This window comes from Methanobrevibacter gottschalkii DSM 11977 (assembly GCF_003814835.1).
GTDB classification, from domain to species: domain Archaea; phylum Methanobacteriota; class Methanobacteria; order Methanobacteriales; family Methanobacteriaceae; genus Methanocatella; species Methanocatella gottschalkii.
In genome coordinates this window covers 273239-292290 of the sequence record NZ_RKRG01000003.1, presented here as the reverse complement: position 1 = coordinate 292290, position 19052 = coordinate 273239, and the positions used below count along the sequence as shown (strand labels likewise).

The window sequence follows — 19052 nt, the reverse complement described above, 5'->3', positions numbered from 1 at the left end:
CAGAACAGAAGGTTAATTATATGCAAAAAATTATAAACGCACATTGCCATATTTATCCAGAAAAAATAGCATCAAAGGCAGTTGTTGGAATTAAAGATTTTTATGATTTAGATATGTCTTTAAATGGAAAAGTAAGTGGTTTAATAGAAGATGGTAACAAAGTTGGTGTTACTCATTATTTAATCCATTCAGTTGCAACAACTCCAAAACAAGTAAAATCCATTAATGAATTTATTGCTGAATCTGTAAATACTCATCCAGATATATTTACAGGATTTGGAACTCTACACCCGGATAGTGAAGATATTCAAGGTGATTTTGATTATTTAATTGAACTTGGCCTTAAAGGAGTTAAAATACATCCTGATTTTCAGCAATTTGCGATGAATGAAGAACGCGCATTTAAGATTGGAGACGTTGTGAATAAAGGTAATGTACCTCTGATGGTTCATTGTGGAGATTTCAGATATAATTATTCCAATCCTGATCAAATAAAACCATTTTTGGATAAATTCCCTAATATAACATTTATTGGTGCTCATTTTGCAGGTTGGAGTGTATGGGAAGAAGCTACTGAAAAATTAGCTGGAACTCCAAATTTATATGTTGATTTAAGTTCCAGTTTATATGATTTAACTCCTGAAACTGCAGTAAATCTAATTCATGCATATGGTGCGGATAAAGTGTTATGGGGAACTGATTATCCTATGTGGGAATCTGTCAGTGAAATGGAGTATTTTAATAAACTTGATTTAACTGAAAAAGAAAAATCTCAAATTTTATATGAGAATGCCGCAAAAATACTAGGTTTGATTTAAAAATAAAAAAGAAGTTAATCCTTACTAAAGGCCATGATTGCTGCAGGTGTTAATAATTCACCAGCAATCATTTCATCTATTTCATTCCAGCTAAACCATCCAAAATCATCATGTTCTCCGCTTATTTTAACTTCATCATTATCACATGATACTTTCATTATTAATTGAATTGATTTGACATCTTCTTTTGTCTTGCAGGCAGTATAATCATTTCGAACTACATTATAAAGTTCCTGAACATCAATTTCCAAACCAGTTTCTTCAAGATATTCTCTTTTTAATGCATCATCAAAAAATTCGCATTTTTTAACTTTACCACCGGGAATTTCCCATTTCTCAGCATCATGAGCCGAATTAGATCTAATTTTCAAAAGTAAAATTTTATCATTGAACTGGCAAATTCCTCTTGCAGTTAAACCCCATAAAGTGGACATATTAATTCTCCAAAAAAATATAGTTAGGGAATAATTCCCCTTTTTATTGTTTCATTGCTTTTTCAACAGCTACTGCAACTGCAACAGATGCACCAACCATTGGGTTGTTACCCATACCTATTAATCCCATCATTTCCACATGAGCGGGAACTGATGAAGAACCTGCAAACTGAGCATCAGAATGCATCCTTCCAAGTGTATCAGTCATACCATATGAAGCAGGACCCGCTGCCATATTGTCTGGGTGTAAAGTCCTACCTGTTCCTCCACCAGATGCAACAGAAAAGTATTTTTTACCCTGTAAAATGCATTCTTTTTTATATGTTCCGGCTACGGGATGTTGAAAACGTGTCGGATTGGTTGAGTTACCTGTAATCGATACATCAACTCCTTCCAAATGCATAATAGCTACACCCTCACGCACATCATCAGCACCATAACATCTTACTTTTGCCCTTTCACCATCGGAATATGCTTTTTCTTTAACTATTTTTACTTCACCAGTGAAATAATCAAATTCTGTTTCAACATGAGTAAAACCATTAATTCTAGAAATAATTAATGCAGCATCTTTTCCAAGACCGTTCAAAATAACTCTTAAAGGTTTTTTGCGTACTTCATTTGCAGAGTTTGCAATACCAATAGCTCCTTCAGCAGCTGCAAAACTTTCATGACCTGCAAGAAATGCGAAACATTCACTTTCATCACTCAAAAGCATTGATGCTAAATTACCATGACCCAATCCTACTTGTCGGTCATCTGCAACACTTCCAGGAATACAAAATGCCTGTAAACCTTCACCAATTGCCTTTGCAGCATCAGAAGCTTTCACACAGCCTTGTTTAATGGCAATTGCAGCTCCAAGAGTATATGCCCAACATGCATTCTCAAAACAAATCGGTTGAACATTTTTTACAATATCATATGGATTAAAACCTTTGTCAAGACATATCTGTTTTGCTTCTTCAAGGTCTTTAATCCCATATTTCTCTAAAACCGGAGTGATTTGATTAATTCTTCTTTCATAACTTTCAAACAGACTCATACTTATTCACTCCTAGGATCTATTTTTTTAACTGCATCATCAAATCTTCCGTATTGACCAGTAGCTTTTTTTATAGCTTCCAATGGGTCAATACCCTCTTTAATAAAATCCAGCATGACTCCAAGATTGATATATTTATAACCTATTATTTCATTATCTCCATCAAGCCCGATTTCAGTAATATAACCTTCAGTTAATTCCAAATATCTTGGGCCTTTTTCTTTTGTTGAGTAAATTGTTCCGACTTGGCTTCTGTGACCTTTTCCTAAATCTTCAAGTCCAGCGCCAATTTGAAGACCTCCTTCTGAAAATGCAGATTGAGTTCTCCCATAAACAATTTGTAAGAATAATTCACGCATTGCAGTGTTAATAGCATCACAAACAAGATCAGTGTTTAATGCTTCAAGAATAGTTTTTCCAACTAAAATTTCACCAGCCATAGCTGCTGAGTGAGTCATTCCTGAACATCCTAAAGTTTCAATTAATGCTTCTTCAATAATTCCATCTTTAACATTTAATGTTAATTTACAACAACCTTGTTGCGGTGCACACCAACCAATACCATGTGTAAAACCAGAAATATCACTTATTTCTTTTGCTTTAACCCATTTACCCTCTTCAGGGATTGGAGCAGGGTCATGATTTGCACCTTTGCGAACAAGACACATATTTTCAATTTCTGTTGAATATATCATCTTCTTTCTCCAATATTTTACTAGACTAATATATTTCTTTTTTTATTAATGTATTTTATGAAAATTAATTAAAATAATTTAAGTAATATAAAAACAATACTAAAAATTGGTGTTTAAATATGGATTTTTTACTTGTTTTAGCAAAAATTCAACCTAAGGAAGGTTGTCAAGACAGTATCTTAGAACTTGCAGAAGAATTAATTTATGAATCTTTACTTGAAGAAGGTAATATTGATTACCAATTATTGAAATCCAGTGAAGATGATTCATTGACTTTTGTTGAAAAATGGGAAAGTCCGGAATATCTTAAAAAACACATGGCTTCACCGCACTTTTTAAATTTTAATGCAGACTGTGAAGAATTTATTGAAAGCAATGATATTCAACTTATTGAAGCTAATAAAATAGAAATATAATGTATATGCTAACTTCAAAATAATGAGATTTCTTATTATATTTTTAGTATTTTGAAAAAATAATTAGTTATATTACTTTGTTCGATAAAAGCTATAAAAATAATTTATGATGTATTTACTATAATGTGATGAATGTAAATATTAAAAATTAGTTAACAGTTATACAATCATTAGGACAAATTGCCATGCATATTTTGCAATTTTTACAGACTTGAGAATCACGTACTTTAGAAACATTATCAACCATCATAAAAACATTATTTGGACATGCAATACCACATTTTTCACATCCATCACAATCATCCGTATTGATGTCAATGTGACATTCAACAATTTCTTCGTTTTTGGCATCTTTTTTTACTCTTTTAAAAAATGAACTTAATCCCATAAAGTAATATTTATTAAAAATAGTAATTAAAATTTATCTAAACAGTTTTTTTATAAACAAGCCGATTTAGAAATAATTGAAACAAATGATAAAAATCATATAAAAAGATAACATTATTAAAAAAAAAGAAAAAATAAGGTTTAAAATTTTAAACCAAGCTCGTATGCTTCTTTTAATTTATCTTTTTGTTCTTCGGCAACAATACCTGCTGGACCTGCATTACCTGCATCCACATGTCCAATTACATCATAACCCATAAATTCAAATGGAGATGCTTTTGTAAGCTCAATGTAACTATCATAAGTATGTTCTGGTTGGTTTTCAGTGAAAATCAATGCTGCTTTACCAGATAAACTTTTATTAGGGTTTTGGCCAATACTGTAAAAACGATCAATAATTAATTTACCTTGAGCAGACATTTGACCATAGTAAACTGGAGTTGCAAATATTACTCCATCAGCTTCAATCATTTCATCCAATATTTTGTTTCCATCGTCTGCACGTACACATTCCGGATTTTCAGCACAGTATAAACAGGCTTTACATGGTGCAATTTCCTGATTTTCCAAATAATATTTAGTTACTTTTCCACCATTCTCTTCAATACCTCTAATCATTTCATCCATTAATACATCACAATTTCCATCTTTACGAGGACTTGCTTGAAGTGCTACAATTTTCATAAAATTACTCCCCAAATTTATTTAACTAGTTGAATTTATACTAATTGCATCTATAATACCTTTACAGTGATTTATAAAGTAATCACTATCTGAAGATAAAATATTATCTCCACTAATACAATAATTTTGACCATTTTTATTAAAGAAAATATCAGCATTATATGAATCACTTCCACTGCTGTATGCCAAATAAGTTGTTACACCATTTTGATCAATAGTCTGAGTTGAACTAATATCATTACTGCTTACAAAATTATTGAAGATATCACTAATTGATTGGGAATTATCAATTTCTGAAACTAGAATTGTCATATTTTTATTTGAATCAACTAAACTAATAGTTGTATCATTTAAAGTATTGTCTGTAAAGTTTTCAATTTCGGGCAAACTACTTGCTCCTACAGTTATCATACTTTCATTAACATCATTGGCATCATTAGTTCCATTATCATTGAAAATCAAACTGAATGAATTAATCCCAATATAAATAACAATCAATATAATAAGTAAGGCGTATAATCTTTTCATTATAATTTCACCTACTTTATATTATTATAATTTAAAGTATTTAAAATAATAATAATTTATTTAAAAAAGTTTTAATAAAACTGTACCTATGAAATTATCAAAATCAAAAGTTAATACATATTTAAAATGTCCGCTTGAGTTTAAATTTCAATATATTGATGAAGTTGAAGTTCCGCAAAACAAATATATGGCTCTTGGAAGTGATGTTCATTTAATCGCTGAAAAATTTGCTAAAAAGTTTGGTGATAACCTAGATAATATTGATATTGATAATGAACTTTTAAAAATAGTTCATGAAGAGGATATCGGATATGATTTAACACCGCATGTTGATAATCTAAGTTCTTTTTTTGAAGAAGTGTTTGTTGAAAATGATTTTAAACTCTATTCACAGGAAGAATATTTACTTGATGAAGAAAATCGTTTTTCTGGAATCTGTGATATTATTTTAGAAGATGAAAATGGTGAATTAGTTGTTATTGATTATAAGACTTCCAATTCAAGTTCTTTTTCAAAATATCGTCGTGAACTTTGTTATTATAAGTTGCTTGTTGAAAATGTTTGCAGAAAACCGGTTTCACGTGTGGGAGTTTTCTTTACTAAAAATGGTCGTTTAAGGTTACTTGATATTTGTGATGAAGAAAATAAACGTAAATATTTAAATTATAAAGAAATCGATGAAGCAATCAAAACACTTCATGAAGTCAGAAATAACATCAATAATGAAAAGTTCCCAGCTAAAAAACAATTTTTATGCAAATATTGCACTTATAAACATCTTTGTGATGCATATTTTTAGGAAAACCTGAATTTTATTAAAAATTAAAAAAATAATGAAGCTATGAGGATGATTCCTCAACTTCATCAAAATCTACTTTTTGACCTAAAATTTTAAGTCCAACATACATTACAACAACACCAATAGGAATTGAAATGAACCAAGGGATTCCTAAACCTGCTGGGATGTAACCGATGAAGATAGCAACAGATGCAACGAATATTGCATAATAAATTTGTGTCTGAACATGATCAATATGATTACAACTAGTTCCCATAGATGATAAAATTGTTGTATCTGAAATAGGAGAACAGTGATCACCAAAGATAGCTCCAGTCAATACACCACTAGTACAGACAATAGTAAATGACATGTCACCACTACCTACTGCCCAAGCCAATGGAATTGCCAAAGGCATTAAAATACTCATAGTACCATATGCAGTACCTGTCGCAAATGAAATTAAAGCACCTAAAATAAAGATTAATGCAGGAACAATAAATTGAGGCAATGTATTCTTAAGAACACCCACCAAATAATTAGCAGTTCCAACATCACCAATTACTCCACCTAAAGACCAAGCAAGAAGCAATATTACACCAGTAATAACAATAGTTTTCATACCTCCAATCCATTCAGAGATTGCATCTTCAATAGTGAGTATTCTCTCACCAACAGCCATCACTATAGCCACAATAGAAGCAAGAAGTGCAGCTTGGAAAAGAGCAACGGAAGCATCAGATTGTGATAAAGCAGTAAAAACACCATTAAATGATAATGGAGATGATTTCATTATAGCAATGAGAGCTTGATCCTCTCCACCTAAAATAGTGGTGTATCCACTCCAATAGAATGCAATAAGAGCACCTATAATTAAAGTACCAATAGGTATAATTGCATTCCATATAGATAATTTAATTCCTTCAACTGGTTTAACCTCATCAAAACCAGGAGCATTTGGAACAATGATTTCTTCATTTTCTTTTCTTTTACGTGCAGTTTGTTCCGCTTTTTTCATTGGCCCAAATTCATATAAAGTTATTGATGAAATAACTATGAAAAGTAAAATGAAAATGTTGTAGAACCTGTATGGGATAGTTTGTAAAAATATACCGAAACCTGTGACATTAGTTACACCAACAGATTCAAATCCAGCAGCGATTAAACTGATTTCCAAACCAATCCAAGTAGAAATAATAGCAATACCTGCAACAGGAGCTGCAGTTGCATCTACAATGAATGCTAATTTTTCCCTAGATACTTTAAGTTTGTCCATAACTGGTCTCATAATAGGACCAACAATCAAAGAGTTTGCGTAATCATCAAAGAATACACATAATCCCAAAAACCAAGTGAATAATTGAGCTTTTCTTGGAGTATCCGCTCTCCTAGCAAATGTATCTGCAAGAGCTTTTGCTCCACCCATTTTTGTTACAAGTTGAATTATACCTCCAATAAGTAAACATTGAAGAATAATACCTGCATTCCAAGGATCAGCCATACATGAGATGATTTGAGAACCCATTTGTAAAAATGCATTAATTGCTGTGGAAACAATATTTAAATCATTTACACACAACATAAATTCCCCCACAAATACACCCATAAATAATGACAAGATTGTTTCTTTAGTAATAAACGCCAAACCAATAGCTACTAAAGGCGGCAATAATGTTAAAATACCAAAACGAATAGAATTATCATCATTAGCAGGTGTTTGGGAAATCCATAAAGATAAAACAAAAAGAGCTATAATAGATATAGCTGCAATTAGACCCAACTTCATATTATTATTAATATTCATTATCACACCATTTTCCTTACATTTATTAAAATAAACCGTTCAATTGTATTAATCTAATTTAATTGAATAAATTAGCTATTAATGTACAATCGTTAAAATTAACTTATAATGTACACAATTATTTTAGTTCTAATAATATAAAAGATTTAACATTTAAAATTTATGAATTAACTAAAAATTATATAAATATATTGAATTTTAAGATAAATTTTAAAATTTTTAAATTCAAAATTCAGATATTTTGAATCACATGAAAAAATTCAAAAAAATAATCATTAAAATTATAACGGCACATATAATTCATAAAAACATAGAACATCTTCTACCTGAACCATTTTTACACTTATAAACATTATTCATCAAACCACCCAGTATATTCAAAGGAAAATAAAAATTGACTAATTAAAAAGAAAATTTATAAAATATTATGAAAAAAACAATAATGATGTTAATACAAATAAACTTATATATCCCTTAATAAAAGCTACTGAAAGCTAATTTTGAACCTTAAACTTTATATAGGTTGAAAATAAAAATATTATTGTTCATATTGTTATATACTATTTTTTTATAATATGAACAATGGTGATGGTTGAAATGAGCATTCGTTTGCATTCCTTTAGTGGTGTTTAGGAAGAGAATGTTCATTTGTTTTAAAAAAAAAACTTATTTTAATGATTATTACACATACGGTGATATAATGAGCGAACTTAAAGAATTAGTTAAAAAATTTATTGAAATTGATGATGATTTAAACGAAAAGATTGAAGCGGCATTAAGCGAATCAGAAGAACTTGATGACACATTTGAAGAAGAGCACAAAGAACAAATCGAACAATTAGGTAACATTTATCATGATATTGAACACATTGTTTTCAGCGAAGAATTCATTATTGTATCTAATGCTAAAAGTGAACAAAAAGAAATTGTTGCATTAATTATAAGTGAAGAAGATGAAGAAGTAGAGGAATTTGTTATTCCTGTTTTTACTGATGAAGAAGAAGCAAATAAAGCTATTGAACTTTTCAAAGAACAATTTGAAGAAAATGAATTTGTTTGTGATAAAAAAACTGGTAATGAAATTGTTTCTGAATATGCTGAAGATGAAGAATTCATTGGACTTGCCATTAATGCACCACAATGGGATTTTGTAATCGGTGGTGAAGATGTTCACGAATGTTGTGAATAAATATGAATATTAAAGATTACGAAGATTACCAAAAAAATAATGTGAAAGCTTCAAAAAGCCAATTAAAGGAATATATTCAAATATATGCAGATATGGCCAAAAAACTCAAGAGCGAAAATGCTCTTGAGCTTGAAGTTATCAAAAAAAATATTAAAAACACATTTCCTAACGAGATTTATTTTACATTAGTGGATGAGAGTGGAAAACCTGTTAAATTAACTTTAACTGAAAAAAGCAAAAAATATATTATTCCAATTTTTACAGATATTAGAGAATATGCTATTGGAAGTGCAAAAATATCCAAATTATTCTTAGATAAATTAGAGATGAATGTCCTCAGTCCAGAAGACATATCTAAACTAGCTGATGAAGATGAATATTTTCAAGGATTTGTAATTAATCCACATTCACAGAACTTTAATATGGATAGAAATGCGAGTTTTTAGGTGTTTAAAATGAACTTTATTTGCCCTACAATAGGTGAAGGTCATGAAAAAGATTTTCTTGTTACTGGAAGTCTTGATGATTTTAAAATAATTGTATTTTCAAACATGGAAGAATACAAAAAGGGTTTTGAATACTTAAAATTAGCTGATTATATACCTTATGAAGTTTCAATTGAATTATTTAAAAAGCTTGCAAATAACGATGATGAATTTTCCGGCATTATTTTAGACATACATTCTAAAAATAAAATTATTTTAAAAGAAGAATTATTAAAATAACTATTTTTATGTATAAAGTTTAAACTGAACTTTATTACATTCAATTTTTCATTAAAAAATTATATGCAAATGTTATTTAACTGTGCATTTAACCTTTTTACCTCTATATATTTTCCATATTTTTATTTCGGCAATTTCAGAAAAAACTCTAAATATTCCTCAATTTTATTATCAAATTTCCATAAAAATATGCCATAACTCATTATGTATAAACTTTCGGTAAAAAACTCTAAAATAAAAAATAAGAACTTTTATATCAATTTTAACCAAAATTTCTTTCAACAACTTTTTTAACTAAAAATTCGACCATCTGAAATATTAGTAATTGTTCAAAAAAAGAAAAAAGGAGAATAAAAATTCTCCAACTCCAAATAGTAAAATTTTTACATGTTTAATAGTCTTTTCTACGTTTTAATGATATAACCAAAATAACAATTGAAATTAATAAAACTAATAATGGATTACCAGTATTTTTAATAATCCCTTTATTACATTTATCAGTAAAATCATTGTTATCTGTATGATTAGTTTTGTTTTGTTTATTATCAATTACTTTGATAAATCCAGTATTATTAGATCCAAAGTATTTTGAACTACCAGCAAATGATACGAAAATACTAAATATAGTATTATTCTTAGCATTTTTAGGAATAGTCCATTTAAACTTAGCAATACCATTAGTTACATGAACAATAATTTTTTTACCATCGAGTAAAATAACATCAACATCACCATTAAACGGAACATTATCTCCAGTACTAACTTTAATAGTTATAACAACTACATCACCAGGATGCCCTGTAACATTAGATACACTGATACTAGTATTTAATTTTGAAATACTGAAATCAACCAAACTACTATTATCAAGAACATCATTTACTGTAGCTTTAGCATCATTAGTGAAACTACCAGCTTTAACTGCACTAGACTTAATAATCAAAGTAGCACTAGCGCCTGCACTTAAATCACCATAACTCCAAGAAGAGCCACCATCATAAGTCCAAAGCCCAAAACCACTATTAATAAGCACAACACCATTAGGAAGAACATCACTAACAACTAAATTGTATAAAGTACCATTACAATCATTATAAACAGTAATATTAAATATTATCTCATCACCAATGAAAAATTCATTACCTTTTACAATAGTTTTTTCAACATGGAATTTGACTGGTAAAACCTTAATCCAACCAAAACCTTTAGATCCAATATAAGTATCATTACCATCATAACTAGCATTAATACCAATTACATAGCCATTAACAAGATTTTTATCAACTGTAACCTTAAAACTACCAGTACCATCAACAATAGTAACCACTTTAGTAGTGTTTGCAGTATCATTTAAAGCAACATTAACATTACCATTAAATAATGAACCGTTTTGAGTAGTAACAGTAACAATAACAGTAACATCATCACCAGGATAAACAGTATTATTAAAAACGATAATATAAGTTTTAAGCTGATTAACAGCAACAGTAACATTGGCCTTATTATTACCAGTATTATTATCATACTCAGCACCACTAACATTCACAAAATTCTGAATATTACCAGTACCACCAACACGCACAACAACAATCAAAGTAGCACTATCACCTTTAGCCAAACTACCAACAGTCCACAAACCAGCAACATGATCATAACTACCAACACTAGCATCATCACTAACATAAACCAAACCCACAGGCAAAGTCTCATTAACAACAACACCAGTAGCATCATCAGGACCAGCATTAGAAACAACTACAGTATACTTAATAAAATCACCGTAATTAGGATTAGAAACATTAACAACCTTACTAACACCCAAATCAGCACTAGCATTAACAGCAACAGTAACATTGGCCTTATTATTACCAGTATTATTATCATACTCAGCACCACTAACATTCACAAAATTCTGAATATTACCAGTACCACCAACACGCACAACAACAATCAAAGTAGCACTATCACCTTTAGCCAAACTACCAACAGTCCACAAACCAGCAACATGATCATAACTACCAACACTAGCATCATCACTAACATAAACCAAACCCACAGGCAAAGTCTCATTAACAACAACACCAGTAGCATCATCAGGACCAGCATTAGAAACAACTACAGTATACTTAATAAAATCACCGTAATTAGGATTAGAAACATTAACAACCTTACTAACACCCAAATCAGCAGTTAAATTAACTGCAAAAGTAATGTTAGCACTTTTATTTTTAAAACCATCAAGAAAACTACAATTAACAATATTAGTTAAATTACCAGTTTTAAGTACTTTAAAAGTAACAAATAATGATGAATTTCCATAATTAACTAGATTATCTAATGTCCATACATTATTACCTTCATAATTCCAATTGGAAGGTAAAGTAGAAACATAACTTAATCCTTCAGTATTTAAATCAATTAATTTTAATCCATATAACGTAGTATTAACTTCATTAAATACAGTTATATTAAAAGTAACATTATCATTTATCTGGATAACCATACCCTCAATATATGGAATACCATTAACATGAGAAATAGTTTTATTAAGACTCCAGATATATGGAAGAACTTCTAAAATACCTTCAGTTGATACAGTTTTATTAGATATGGATTGAGTAGTTTCATTATAATATGCATATGTACATTCTGCAATAATAGTATAATTGCCGGGATTTAATGTTTTAAATACAGCACTTTCATTAAGAATCAATACTGCATTCTTACTAGTATTACCACTACCAAGAAGAATCTTATTACCATTAACCATGACATAAATCATGATTGGACCTTCATTTGGTATAGGATTAGCATCATCATCAGCTAAAACAATATATATTGTTTGAGGAGTTGAATTACCCTCATACATAGTTACATCAGTAATAGTCAAACCAGGATTAATATTAATACCCGTAATATTAGTAATTTCTTTATAATAAGTATCCTCTAAATGAGTCATACTAACTATAAACCATAAATGTGTATCTTGAGGAATATCATAACAAACATTACCTGCTAAATCAGTAACTGCAGTTTCATTAAATACTAAATTACCATGCCTATCCCAAACAAGAGTTACAATAGTTTGATTAAACTCACGGTTATCTTGATACATTATTGTACCATTTTGAGAGTTTTCCCATCCCAAAACAGGATTTACGCCATCAATGAAAATATGTAAGTTACTTCCATTATTGTAAATAGCATTTAATATATTATTTCCACCAGTTAAATTAGATTCAATAGTTTTAGTTACATCATTATAGAAAATAGGTAACCAATAACTCCAAGCTTGATTTTCAGTGAAATTACAGTTATAAATATAATTATTTGCTATAGAACTTGTCGGATCTATATAAATAGCAGAACCATTACGAGCAGTATTATAAGTAAAATTACTATCCTCAATATAACTATTACTACCAGCAATAAAAATAGCTCCACCAAGACCATCATCCAAAGCTTCTTCATCAGGAATAGCATTGTTTAACACAAAGTTAACATTGGAGATAGTAGCATCCCTACCATTTATATAAGCTCCACCACCATTAACAGTAGCATTATTATTATAAATAGTAGAGTCTTTTATAGTAGCATAACTTCCATCAATATAAACTCCTGCACCATTTTGGTCTGCAGTATTGTTAGCGACAATAGAATCGGATATAGTTACTCTTCTTCCTTGAATATAAGCACCCGCACCATTCACAGCAGTGTTATTAGCAATGACTGAATTGGAAACAAATGTATTATCACCAGCAACAATAGCTAAAGCACCTCCATTAGCAGCAGCAGAATTATTTCTAAAAATAGTATTTGAAATTTGAGTATTACTACCTTCAACATGAATTCCACCACCATCAGTATTAATAGCCTTATTATTAATTAAACTGTTATTATCAATAACAGTGTTAGAACCTTGAACACGGATAGCGCCACCATAACCGGCAGTATTGTTTTCAAAATTACAGTTCAATATTTTAGCATTACTACCACTGCCATTTACATCAATGGCACCACCATATTTACCGGCAAAGTTATTGGAAAAACTAGAATTAGAAATAATAACACCATCACTAGTACTATAAACTAACGCAATAGCTCCACCATAACCTTCTTCAGAAGAACCAGTACCATAAGCACTATTATTTATAAAAGTACAATTATCGATATGTGATCCGCCAACATGAAAATGAATACCTCCAGATGAAGGAGCAGAGTTATTTATAAAAGTACAATTTGCAAATGTCACATCTGTACTAAATAAACATGCTACACCACCATGTTCAGTAGCAGTATTATTAATAAATGTAGTATTAATTATATTAATATTACTAGAATATCTTTCAGAACGGAATGCTCCACCTACCTCAGCACTATTATTAACAAATAAAGAGTTTGTAATATCTATATTAGAAATACGATTTGTTATACTTGAATCAATATGGACTGCACCTCCCCAAAGATTTCTAGCTTCATTATTAATAAAAGAACAATTATCTATAGATACAGTTCCTTTCCTAATATTTATAGCAACACCAGCACCAGATGTTCCACCACTACCATAATTATAAGCATTCATAAATGTCAATCCAGTAATATGAACATTTCTAGAATTAATAGTTAAAATGCTTGGAGATCTTTCTGCATTTAATATTACCACATCACCATCATTTGCAGTTCTAATATCCAAGTAACCAAAATTAGGGTTCCACCAAGTAGTAGGCTCAATAACTAAATTTTTATTACCATATCCAGTATATGTACCTTCATGTATAATAATTTGATAATTATATCCGCCTCTCCTACATTGATCTAATGCGTCTTGTATATTTGAATATTGTTGTCCAGTACCAACATGGAAAACTCCATCAAATGTAATGCCGCTAGGAACAACAGACCTGAGTATAGGACTATCCAAACTAGTAGGTTCTGCAACAGATTCAATAGAATCAACCACATCAGACATATTTGACTTATCATTTGTATTACTATTTGAAGAAAATTTTTGAGAAATAACATCTTTATTATCCATTAAATCATATGAAATAGCATCTCCATCATTTAAACTAGAAGAACTTTTCAATACATTGGATAAATTAGAATTAACATTATTTATATCCGTAATATTATTATCAGTAGCACTAACTGAATTAACAGCAAGAACTAAAACGAATAATATTAATAATACAGATATAAAATTATTGTTAAATAATTTCATAAATTACCTCCAAATTACAATAGAAAAAAAGTATAAATTCATACTATTTTTCTTTATTAAATTTTATTATTCATAATATAAATACTCTAGGCACTTTGGGCTCTTGACTCTTTCAAAAACTTGTGTAATTTTTTGTTTTTAATTTTTTATGTTTAAGTAATTTAGTTTTAGCATGAAAATTTTTTAAAAATACGGAGCCAATATTATCATTTTTATTATTGTTGATTTAATATTCGTATTTTTGACGGGTTTTGTTATATGTTTGGATGATTAATTTTCAAAAAAATTTTGTTTGTAAACTGATTTTTGAATGATTTTTACATATTGGTTCATTTCAGAGATTTTATACATATATCCTTAACAGACCAACAGTCTCCTGAAAATAAAATCTACCACAAAACGAGCAAAATTAAACAAATCACAATTGATACTAATCAAAAACACTTATAACTCCTAATTAAACAGAGCAGCATATGCCAAAAATACCTGAAAAATTAAGCACAACACCTATTTAAACAAAAAATACATGATAAACAAACAACAATTTAAGCAAAACCACACTAAAAAACAAGTAAAAATATCTAAAAAGTGAAATTTAAGTATAAAACTAATTTTGAAATTCCATCAACCCTGTCCAAAAACGAAAAAAATCTTTTTTGAAAAAAGCTATTCAAAAATCAAATTATTGGACAGATTCATTATTAATAATACTCAAAACAACCAGACCCTTTTCAGTAAGTCTATACAATCTGCCACAATGCATTTCAGGATTAATCAACTCTATTAAATCATGTTCGTATAATTGTCTTAATGTTCTGCTAATATGATTATTTAACACGGAACTATCTTTTGCAATTTGGGAGGGTGTTTTTACATCATGACCGATTGCCTGAAGAACACGAACACGATAAGACGATTTTAAAATATACTTAACTGAATTATCCAACAAAACACCCTAATTTAATTTACTACATTACACATAAATCTTAAACCAATAAAATAATGATTTTTAAATGAAATATTTAAGTGTATTATGAATTTGCTATTAATGTACTATTTATGTTAAATATTATATATATCCATGCCTTTAAAGTAAAACAAAAGTATAGCATATGTGTAGAGATAAAAAACTATTAGAAAAAATAGCATATGTTCAAGGATCAGAACACAGGAAAAATATAATATTATATATGGAATATAATTTATATACTCCAAAAGAATTGGGAGATGCTATTGGCGTTCGCACAAATCATATTAGTAATCTATTATCACAATTAAAAAAACAGAATATTGTTTATTGCGCAACACCGAATATTCACAAAGGAAAATTATATTCCCTAACAGATGAAGGGAAACACATTTTTGAATATCTTAAATCAAAAGAAGAAGATAAAATAAATCGTATAAACAACAGCATTTAATAATCCGGCAAATTCTTTAACTAGATTGAATTAATTACTTATTTTATTTTTAAAAAAAGTTGAAACAAAAGAACTAATCAGATTTCTCATCTGATTCTTCAGTTTCTTCTACAATATCCCTATTGTAATATTTATATCTATAAGACATTTTAAATCCATCAAGAACTTCACGTTTAGGCCTTCTTTTAGGTTTTATATTAGGACCGTTCATATCTTTAAACTTATTTTGATGAATTTTAACAAGGCTTTTATTTTCCCGATGATATGTGGCATTTTTATGACGGGCATGTGGTGATTTATACATTCTTTTTCTAAGTAAACGTCTGCCACTTGTTACACGTCTTATCACAAGAATCACTTATCTATTTCTGTTTAAATTTTTAGTTGCAGACTTATCTAATGTAGCTTGAATTTCGTCAATTCTTTCAACAACGACTTTTATAGCCTGCTCTCCTTGACGGGTAGGATTAATACCCTGTTCAACGAGCAATGCATCTCTGATATCCCTCAATCTATCAATTGAATCAATTTTCATTATTGTACTATAAAACATAGAATTTCCTCCAATTTTATTTAATAATTATAGATTACATAATAAAAATATTTTATGTTTGAAAATAAAATTATATATTATGTTTGCAAATCAAAAAGTTATTTACTTGGCTGGGGGATGCTTTTGGGGTGTCGAGGCATTCATTTCCAGATTAAAAGGAGTTAATCAAACTGAGGTTGGATATGCCAATGGTAGAGATTTAGCACCAACATATGAAAAAGTTTGTAGCGGAAAAACTGGGCATGCAGAAACTGTTAAAGTAACATACAATCCTAAAATAATTACATTAGAAGAAATTTTAGAAAATTATTACAAAATAATTGATCCATTTAGTGAAAATCGCCAGGGAAATGATATTGGAACCCAGTACAGAACAGGAATTTACTGGCAGGAAAATCCGCAAAAGAATATTATTTTAAAATTTATAAAAGATAAACAAAAATTAGAATCAAATAGAATATCTATTGAATTATCTCCAATTAACTGTTTTTATGCTGCTGAGGAGTATCATCAAAAATATCTTGAGAAAAATCCTCAAGGATACTGTCATGTTGATTTAAATCTAATAAACAATGAAGAATTTAACCACTTAACTAAAGAGGAGTATGAAATAACACAGCTATCCATGACAGAAGCGCCATTTAGTGGCAAATATACAAACTTTTTTGAAGATGGTGTATATGTAGATGTTGTTAGCGGTGAAGTTTTATTTTCTTCACAGGACAAATTCGACTCAGGATGCGGTTGGCCATCATTTTCAAAACCGATTAATAAAGAAGCAGTTATAAAAAATAGAGATTATTCCCATGGAACCACACGTATAGAAATTAGAAGCGCTAAATCTAACTCCCATTTAGGGCACCTATTCTATGATGGTCCCGGAGGAAGTCCCAGATACTGCATAAATTCATCTGCTTTAAGATTCATACCAAAAGATGAAATTGAATAAACTATTTAATTATAAAAAATAAAATATGATATGATGAAATTAAAAGAAATTAAACATCCTGAATTGAAAAATCATATTAATATGATTTATATGCATGGTGAAAACCAAAATAAAACTGCAATTAATAAAACAGAAGAAGAAATTAAAGGTTATATCAGAAATAAAGAATTTATAATATCTATTGAAAATGGAAAACCTGTGAGGATTCCTTATGCAAATGACGGAGAGTATTTAGTTCCAATTTATACAGATGAAAAAGAGTACATTATCGCAATGGATTATTTTTCACTAAATGATATGGCTGAAAATAAGGAATATATAATTGAAAAATTAGATTACTTTAAAAAATTAAAAAAGGATCCTAATTTCTTAGGATATATTGTAAATATTGCAAGAGTAAGTTATATTATTAACCCTACTCTTTTATAAACTCTTTTTGAATATCTTTAACAATTTCAACAAATCTTTTTGAAACTTCATCATTAGGATCAATTACAGAAATTGCCCCTTCATTATTTGGTGCATCAGAAACTTTTTCTTCAATCGGCAAATCGCCTAAGTAAGTGATTTCCATTTCTTCTGCAAATGCTTCACCATTACCTTCACCAAATATGTAAAGTTTTTCATCACAATGTGGGCAAATATAGTAAGCCATGTTTTCAATAAGACCAATTTGTTTGATATTCATCATTTCAACCATTTTTACACATTTTAAAACATCCTCTTGAGATACAACATTAGGAGTAGTTACCATAATAACTGCATCTGCATCAGGAATAGTCTGTAAAACGGTCAATGGTTCATCTCCAGTTCCTGGCGGGTTATCAATGATTAAATAATCAAGTGAACCCCAATGAGCATCTGAAATTAATTGTTTAATAGCACCTGTTTTTTGAGGTCCTCTCCAAATAATAGGTCTGTCAATACCATCCAACAAGAATGCCATAGACATTACTTTAAGACCACTTGGAGCTACTACTGGAAACATGGAATGTTTATATTCTTCTTTTTTAGCTTCAATGAATGCTAATTTTTCTTCATCATTTTTGAAGTCCTTATCTGCCATTCCAGATTCAGTAATTTCTTTAAATACCTTGAATTGGTATTCATTGAATTGTTCACCATATAAATCCACACCCAACATTTTAGGAATATTCGGACCGTGAATATCTGCATCTAAAATACCTGTTTTAAAACCTAATTTTTGTAAAGTTTCAGCAATATTTGCTGCAACAGTGGATTTTCCTACTCCACCCTTCCCACTCATAACAACAATTTTATGTTTGATTTGGCCTAAATTTTTAGCCAGTCTTAAATCTTGTTCTATCATTTGTTTTTGCTGTTCAGGTGTCATTTGGCCTCCGTGACCATGATGACCATGTCCATGTGCCGCCATTTTATCATC

General features: G+C 29.5%; 21 protein-coding genes. 9 read left to right on the top strand and 12 right to left on the bottom strand.

The annotated features are described in order from the left end of the window. Positions 1 to 20 precede the first annotated feature (20 nt). Positions 21 to 818 carry an amidohydrolase family protein gene (locus EDC42_RS08100; protein ID WP_069572817.1) on the top strand — a complete coding sequence of 266 codons (798 nt, stop codon included), beginning with the start codon at positions 21 to 23 and terminating at the stop codon, positions 816 to 818. 14 nt (positions 819 to 832) lie between these two features. On the opposite strand, the gene EDC42_RS08095 is transcribed toward EDC42_RS08100, so the two are convergent. From EDC42_RS08095 to EDC42_RS08085, 3 genes are read right to left on the bottom strand one after another with little or no spacing between them, the layout of a single operon-like run. Beyond that, entirely contained in the window at positions 833 to 1252 is a 420-nt protein-coding gene (locus EDC42_RS08095) for an NUDIX domain-containing protein (protein ID WP_069572815.1), read from the bottom strand. A 43-nt stretch (positions 1253 to 1295) separates the two neighbouring features. After that, positions 1296 to 2297: a GGGtGRT protein gene (locus EDC42_RS08090; RefSeq protein ID WP_069572813.1), complete on the bottom strand. Its 1002-nt coding sequence runs from the start codon at positions 2295 to 2297 to the stop codon at positions 1296 to 1298. Between the two features lie 2 nt (positions 2298 to 2299). Then, positions 2300 to 2992 (bottom strand): iron-sulfur cluster assembly scaffold protein, encoded by a 693-nt coding sequence (locus EDC42_RS08085; RefSeq protein ID WP_069572811.1) that lies wholly within the window; start codon positions 2990 to 2992, stop codon positions 2300 to 2302. Positions 2993 to 3111: 119 nt separating this feature from the next. Between EDC42_RS08085 and EDC42_RS08080 the strand changes: the two genes are divergently transcribed. Continuing rightward, the gene (locus EDC42_RS08080) at positions 3112 to 3408 is read left to right on the top strand and encodes a putative quinol monooxygenase (protein WP_069572809.1); all 297 of its coding nucleotides are present in this window, start codon (positions 3112 to 3114) and stop codon (positions 3406 to 3408) included. A 148-nt stretch (positions 3409 to 3556) separates the two neighbouring features. On the opposite strand, the gene EDC42_RS08075 is transcribed toward EDC42_RS08080, so the two are convergent. The 3 genes from EDC42_RS08075 to EDC42_RS08065 all read right to left on the bottom strand — a co-directional run bounded on the left by EDC42_RS08075 (position 3557) and on the right by EDC42_RS08065 (position 5007). Further along, entirely contained in the window at positions 3557 to 3796 is a 240-nt protein-coding gene (locus tag EDC42_RS08075; protein WP_069572807.1) for a 4Fe-4S dicluster domain-containing protein, read from the bottom strand. A 140-nt stretch (positions 3797 to 3936) separates the two neighbouring features. Then, a complete protein-coding gene (locus EDC42_RS08070) occupies positions 3937 to 4479 on the bottom strand; it encodes a flavodoxin family protein (protein WP_069572805.1) in 543 nt (180 codons plus the stop codon). Between the two features lie 21 nt (positions 4480 to 4500). Then, on the bottom strand, positions 4501 to 5007 hold the full coding sequence (locus EDC42_RS08065; RefSeq protein WP_069572800.1) for a hypothetical protein: 507 nt from the start codon (positions 5005 to 5007) through the stop codon (positions 4501 to 4503). 88 nt (positions 5008 to 5095) lie between these two features. Here EDC42_RS08065 and EDC42_RS08060 point away from each other — a divergent pair, with 88 nt between their 5' ends. Further along, on the top strand, positions 5096 to 5806 hold the full coding sequence (locus EDC42_RS08060) for a RecB family exonuclease (protein WP_069572798.1): 711 nt from the start codon (positions 5096 to 5098) through the stop codon (positions 5804 to 5806). A gap of 40 nt (positions 5807 to 5846) precedes the next feature. Here the strand turns inward: EDC42_RS08060 and EDC42_RS08055 are convergent, their stop codons facing one another. Beyond that, on the bottom strand, positions 5847 to 7589 hold the full coding sequence (locus EDC42_RS08055) for a Na+/H+ antiporter NhaC family protein (RefSeq protein WP_069572796.1): 1743 nt from the start codon (positions 7587 to 7589) through the stop codon (positions 5847 to 5849). 700 nt (positions 7590 to 8289) lie between these two features. Between EDC42_RS08055 and EDC42_RS08050 the strand changes: the two genes are divergently transcribed. The 3 genes from EDC42_RS08050 to EDC42_RS08040 are packed head-to-tail and all read left to right on the top strand — an operon-like array spanning position 8290 to position 9503. Then, positions 8290 to 8778, top strand: a complete 489-nt coding sequence (locus EDC42_RS08050) for a hypothetical protein (RefSeq protein WP_091699586.1) — start codon at positions 8290 to 8292, stop codon at positions 8776 to 8778. Between the two features lie 2 nt (positions 8779 to 8780). After that, entirely contained in the window at positions 8781 to 9224 is a 444-nt protein-coding gene (locus EDC42_RS08045) for a hypothetical protein (RefSeq protein ID WP_069572791.1), read from the top strand. Positions 9225 to 9233: 9 nt separating this feature from the next. Continuing rightward, a complete protein-coding gene (locus EDC42_RS08040) occupies positions 9234 to 9503 on the top strand; it encodes a hypothetical protein (RefSeq protein ID WP_069572789.1) in 270 nt (89 codons plus the stop codon). Between the two features lie 391 nt (positions 9504 to 9894). On the opposite strand, the gene EDC42_RS08035 is transcribed toward EDC42_RS08040, so the two are convergent. After that, entirely contained in the window at positions 9895 to 14724 is a 4830-nt protein-coding gene (locus EDC42_RS08035; RefSeq protein WP_123833447.1) for a DUF11 domain-containing protein, read from the bottom strand. Between the two features lie 682 nt (positions 14725 to 15406). Then, positions 15407 to 15670, bottom strand: coding sequence for a helix-turn-helix domain-containing protein (locus tag EDC42_RS08030; RefSeq protein WP_083234858.1), 264 nt, complete (start codon positions 15668 to 15670; stop codon positions 15407 to 15409). Between the two features lie 166 nt (positions 15671 to 15836). On the opposite strand from EDC42_RS08030, the gene EDC42_RS08025 reads away from it, so the two are divergent. Continuing rightward, positions 15837 to 16145 carry a hypothetical protein gene (locus EDC42_RS08025; RefSeq protein ID WP_069574738.1) on the top strand — a complete coding sequence of 103 codons (309 nt, stop codon included), beginning with the start codon at positions 15837 to 15839 and terminating at the stop codon, positions 16143 to 16145. Positions 16146 to 16218: 73 nt separating this feature from the next. On the opposite strand, the gene EDC42_RS08020 is transcribed toward EDC42_RS08025, so the two are convergent. Beyond that, positions 16219 to 16494 carry a hypothetical protein gene (locus EDC42_RS08020; protein ID WP_069574739.1) on the bottom strand — a complete coding sequence of 92 codons (276 nt, stop codon included), beginning with the start codon at positions 16492 to 16494 and terminating at the stop codon, positions 16219 to 16221. Positions 16495 to 16503: 9 nt separating this feature from the next. Further along, entirely contained in the window at positions 16504 to 16698 is a 195-nt protein-coding gene (locus tag EDC42_RS08015; protein WP_069574740.1) for a hypothetical protein, read from the bottom strand. 79 nt (positions 16699 to 16777) lie between these two features. Between EDC42_RS08015 and msrA the strand changes: the two genes are divergently transcribed. Next, entirely contained in the window at positions 16778 to 17647 is an 870-nt protein-coding gene (gene msrA, locus EDC42_RS08010) for a peptide-methionine (S)-S-oxide reductase MsrA (protein ID WP_069574741.1), read from the top strand. Between the two features lie 33 nt (positions 17648 to 17680). Next, positions 17681 to 18076, top strand: coding sequence for a hypothetical protein (locus EDC42_RS08005; RefSeq protein ID WP_069574742.1), 396 nt, complete (start codon positions 17681 to 17683; stop codon positions 18074 to 18076). Here EDC42_RS08005 and EDC42_RS08000 read toward each other — a convergent pair. After that, positions 18063 to 19043, bottom strand: coding sequence for an Mrp/NBP35 family ATP-binding protein (locus tag EDC42_RS08000; RefSeq protein ID WP_069574743.1), 981 nt, complete (start codon positions 19041 to 19043; stop codon positions 18063 to 18065). The genes EDC42_RS08005 and EDC42_RS08000 overlap by 14 nt on opposite strands. Between the last annotated feature and the right edge of the window lie 9 nt (positions 19044 to 19052).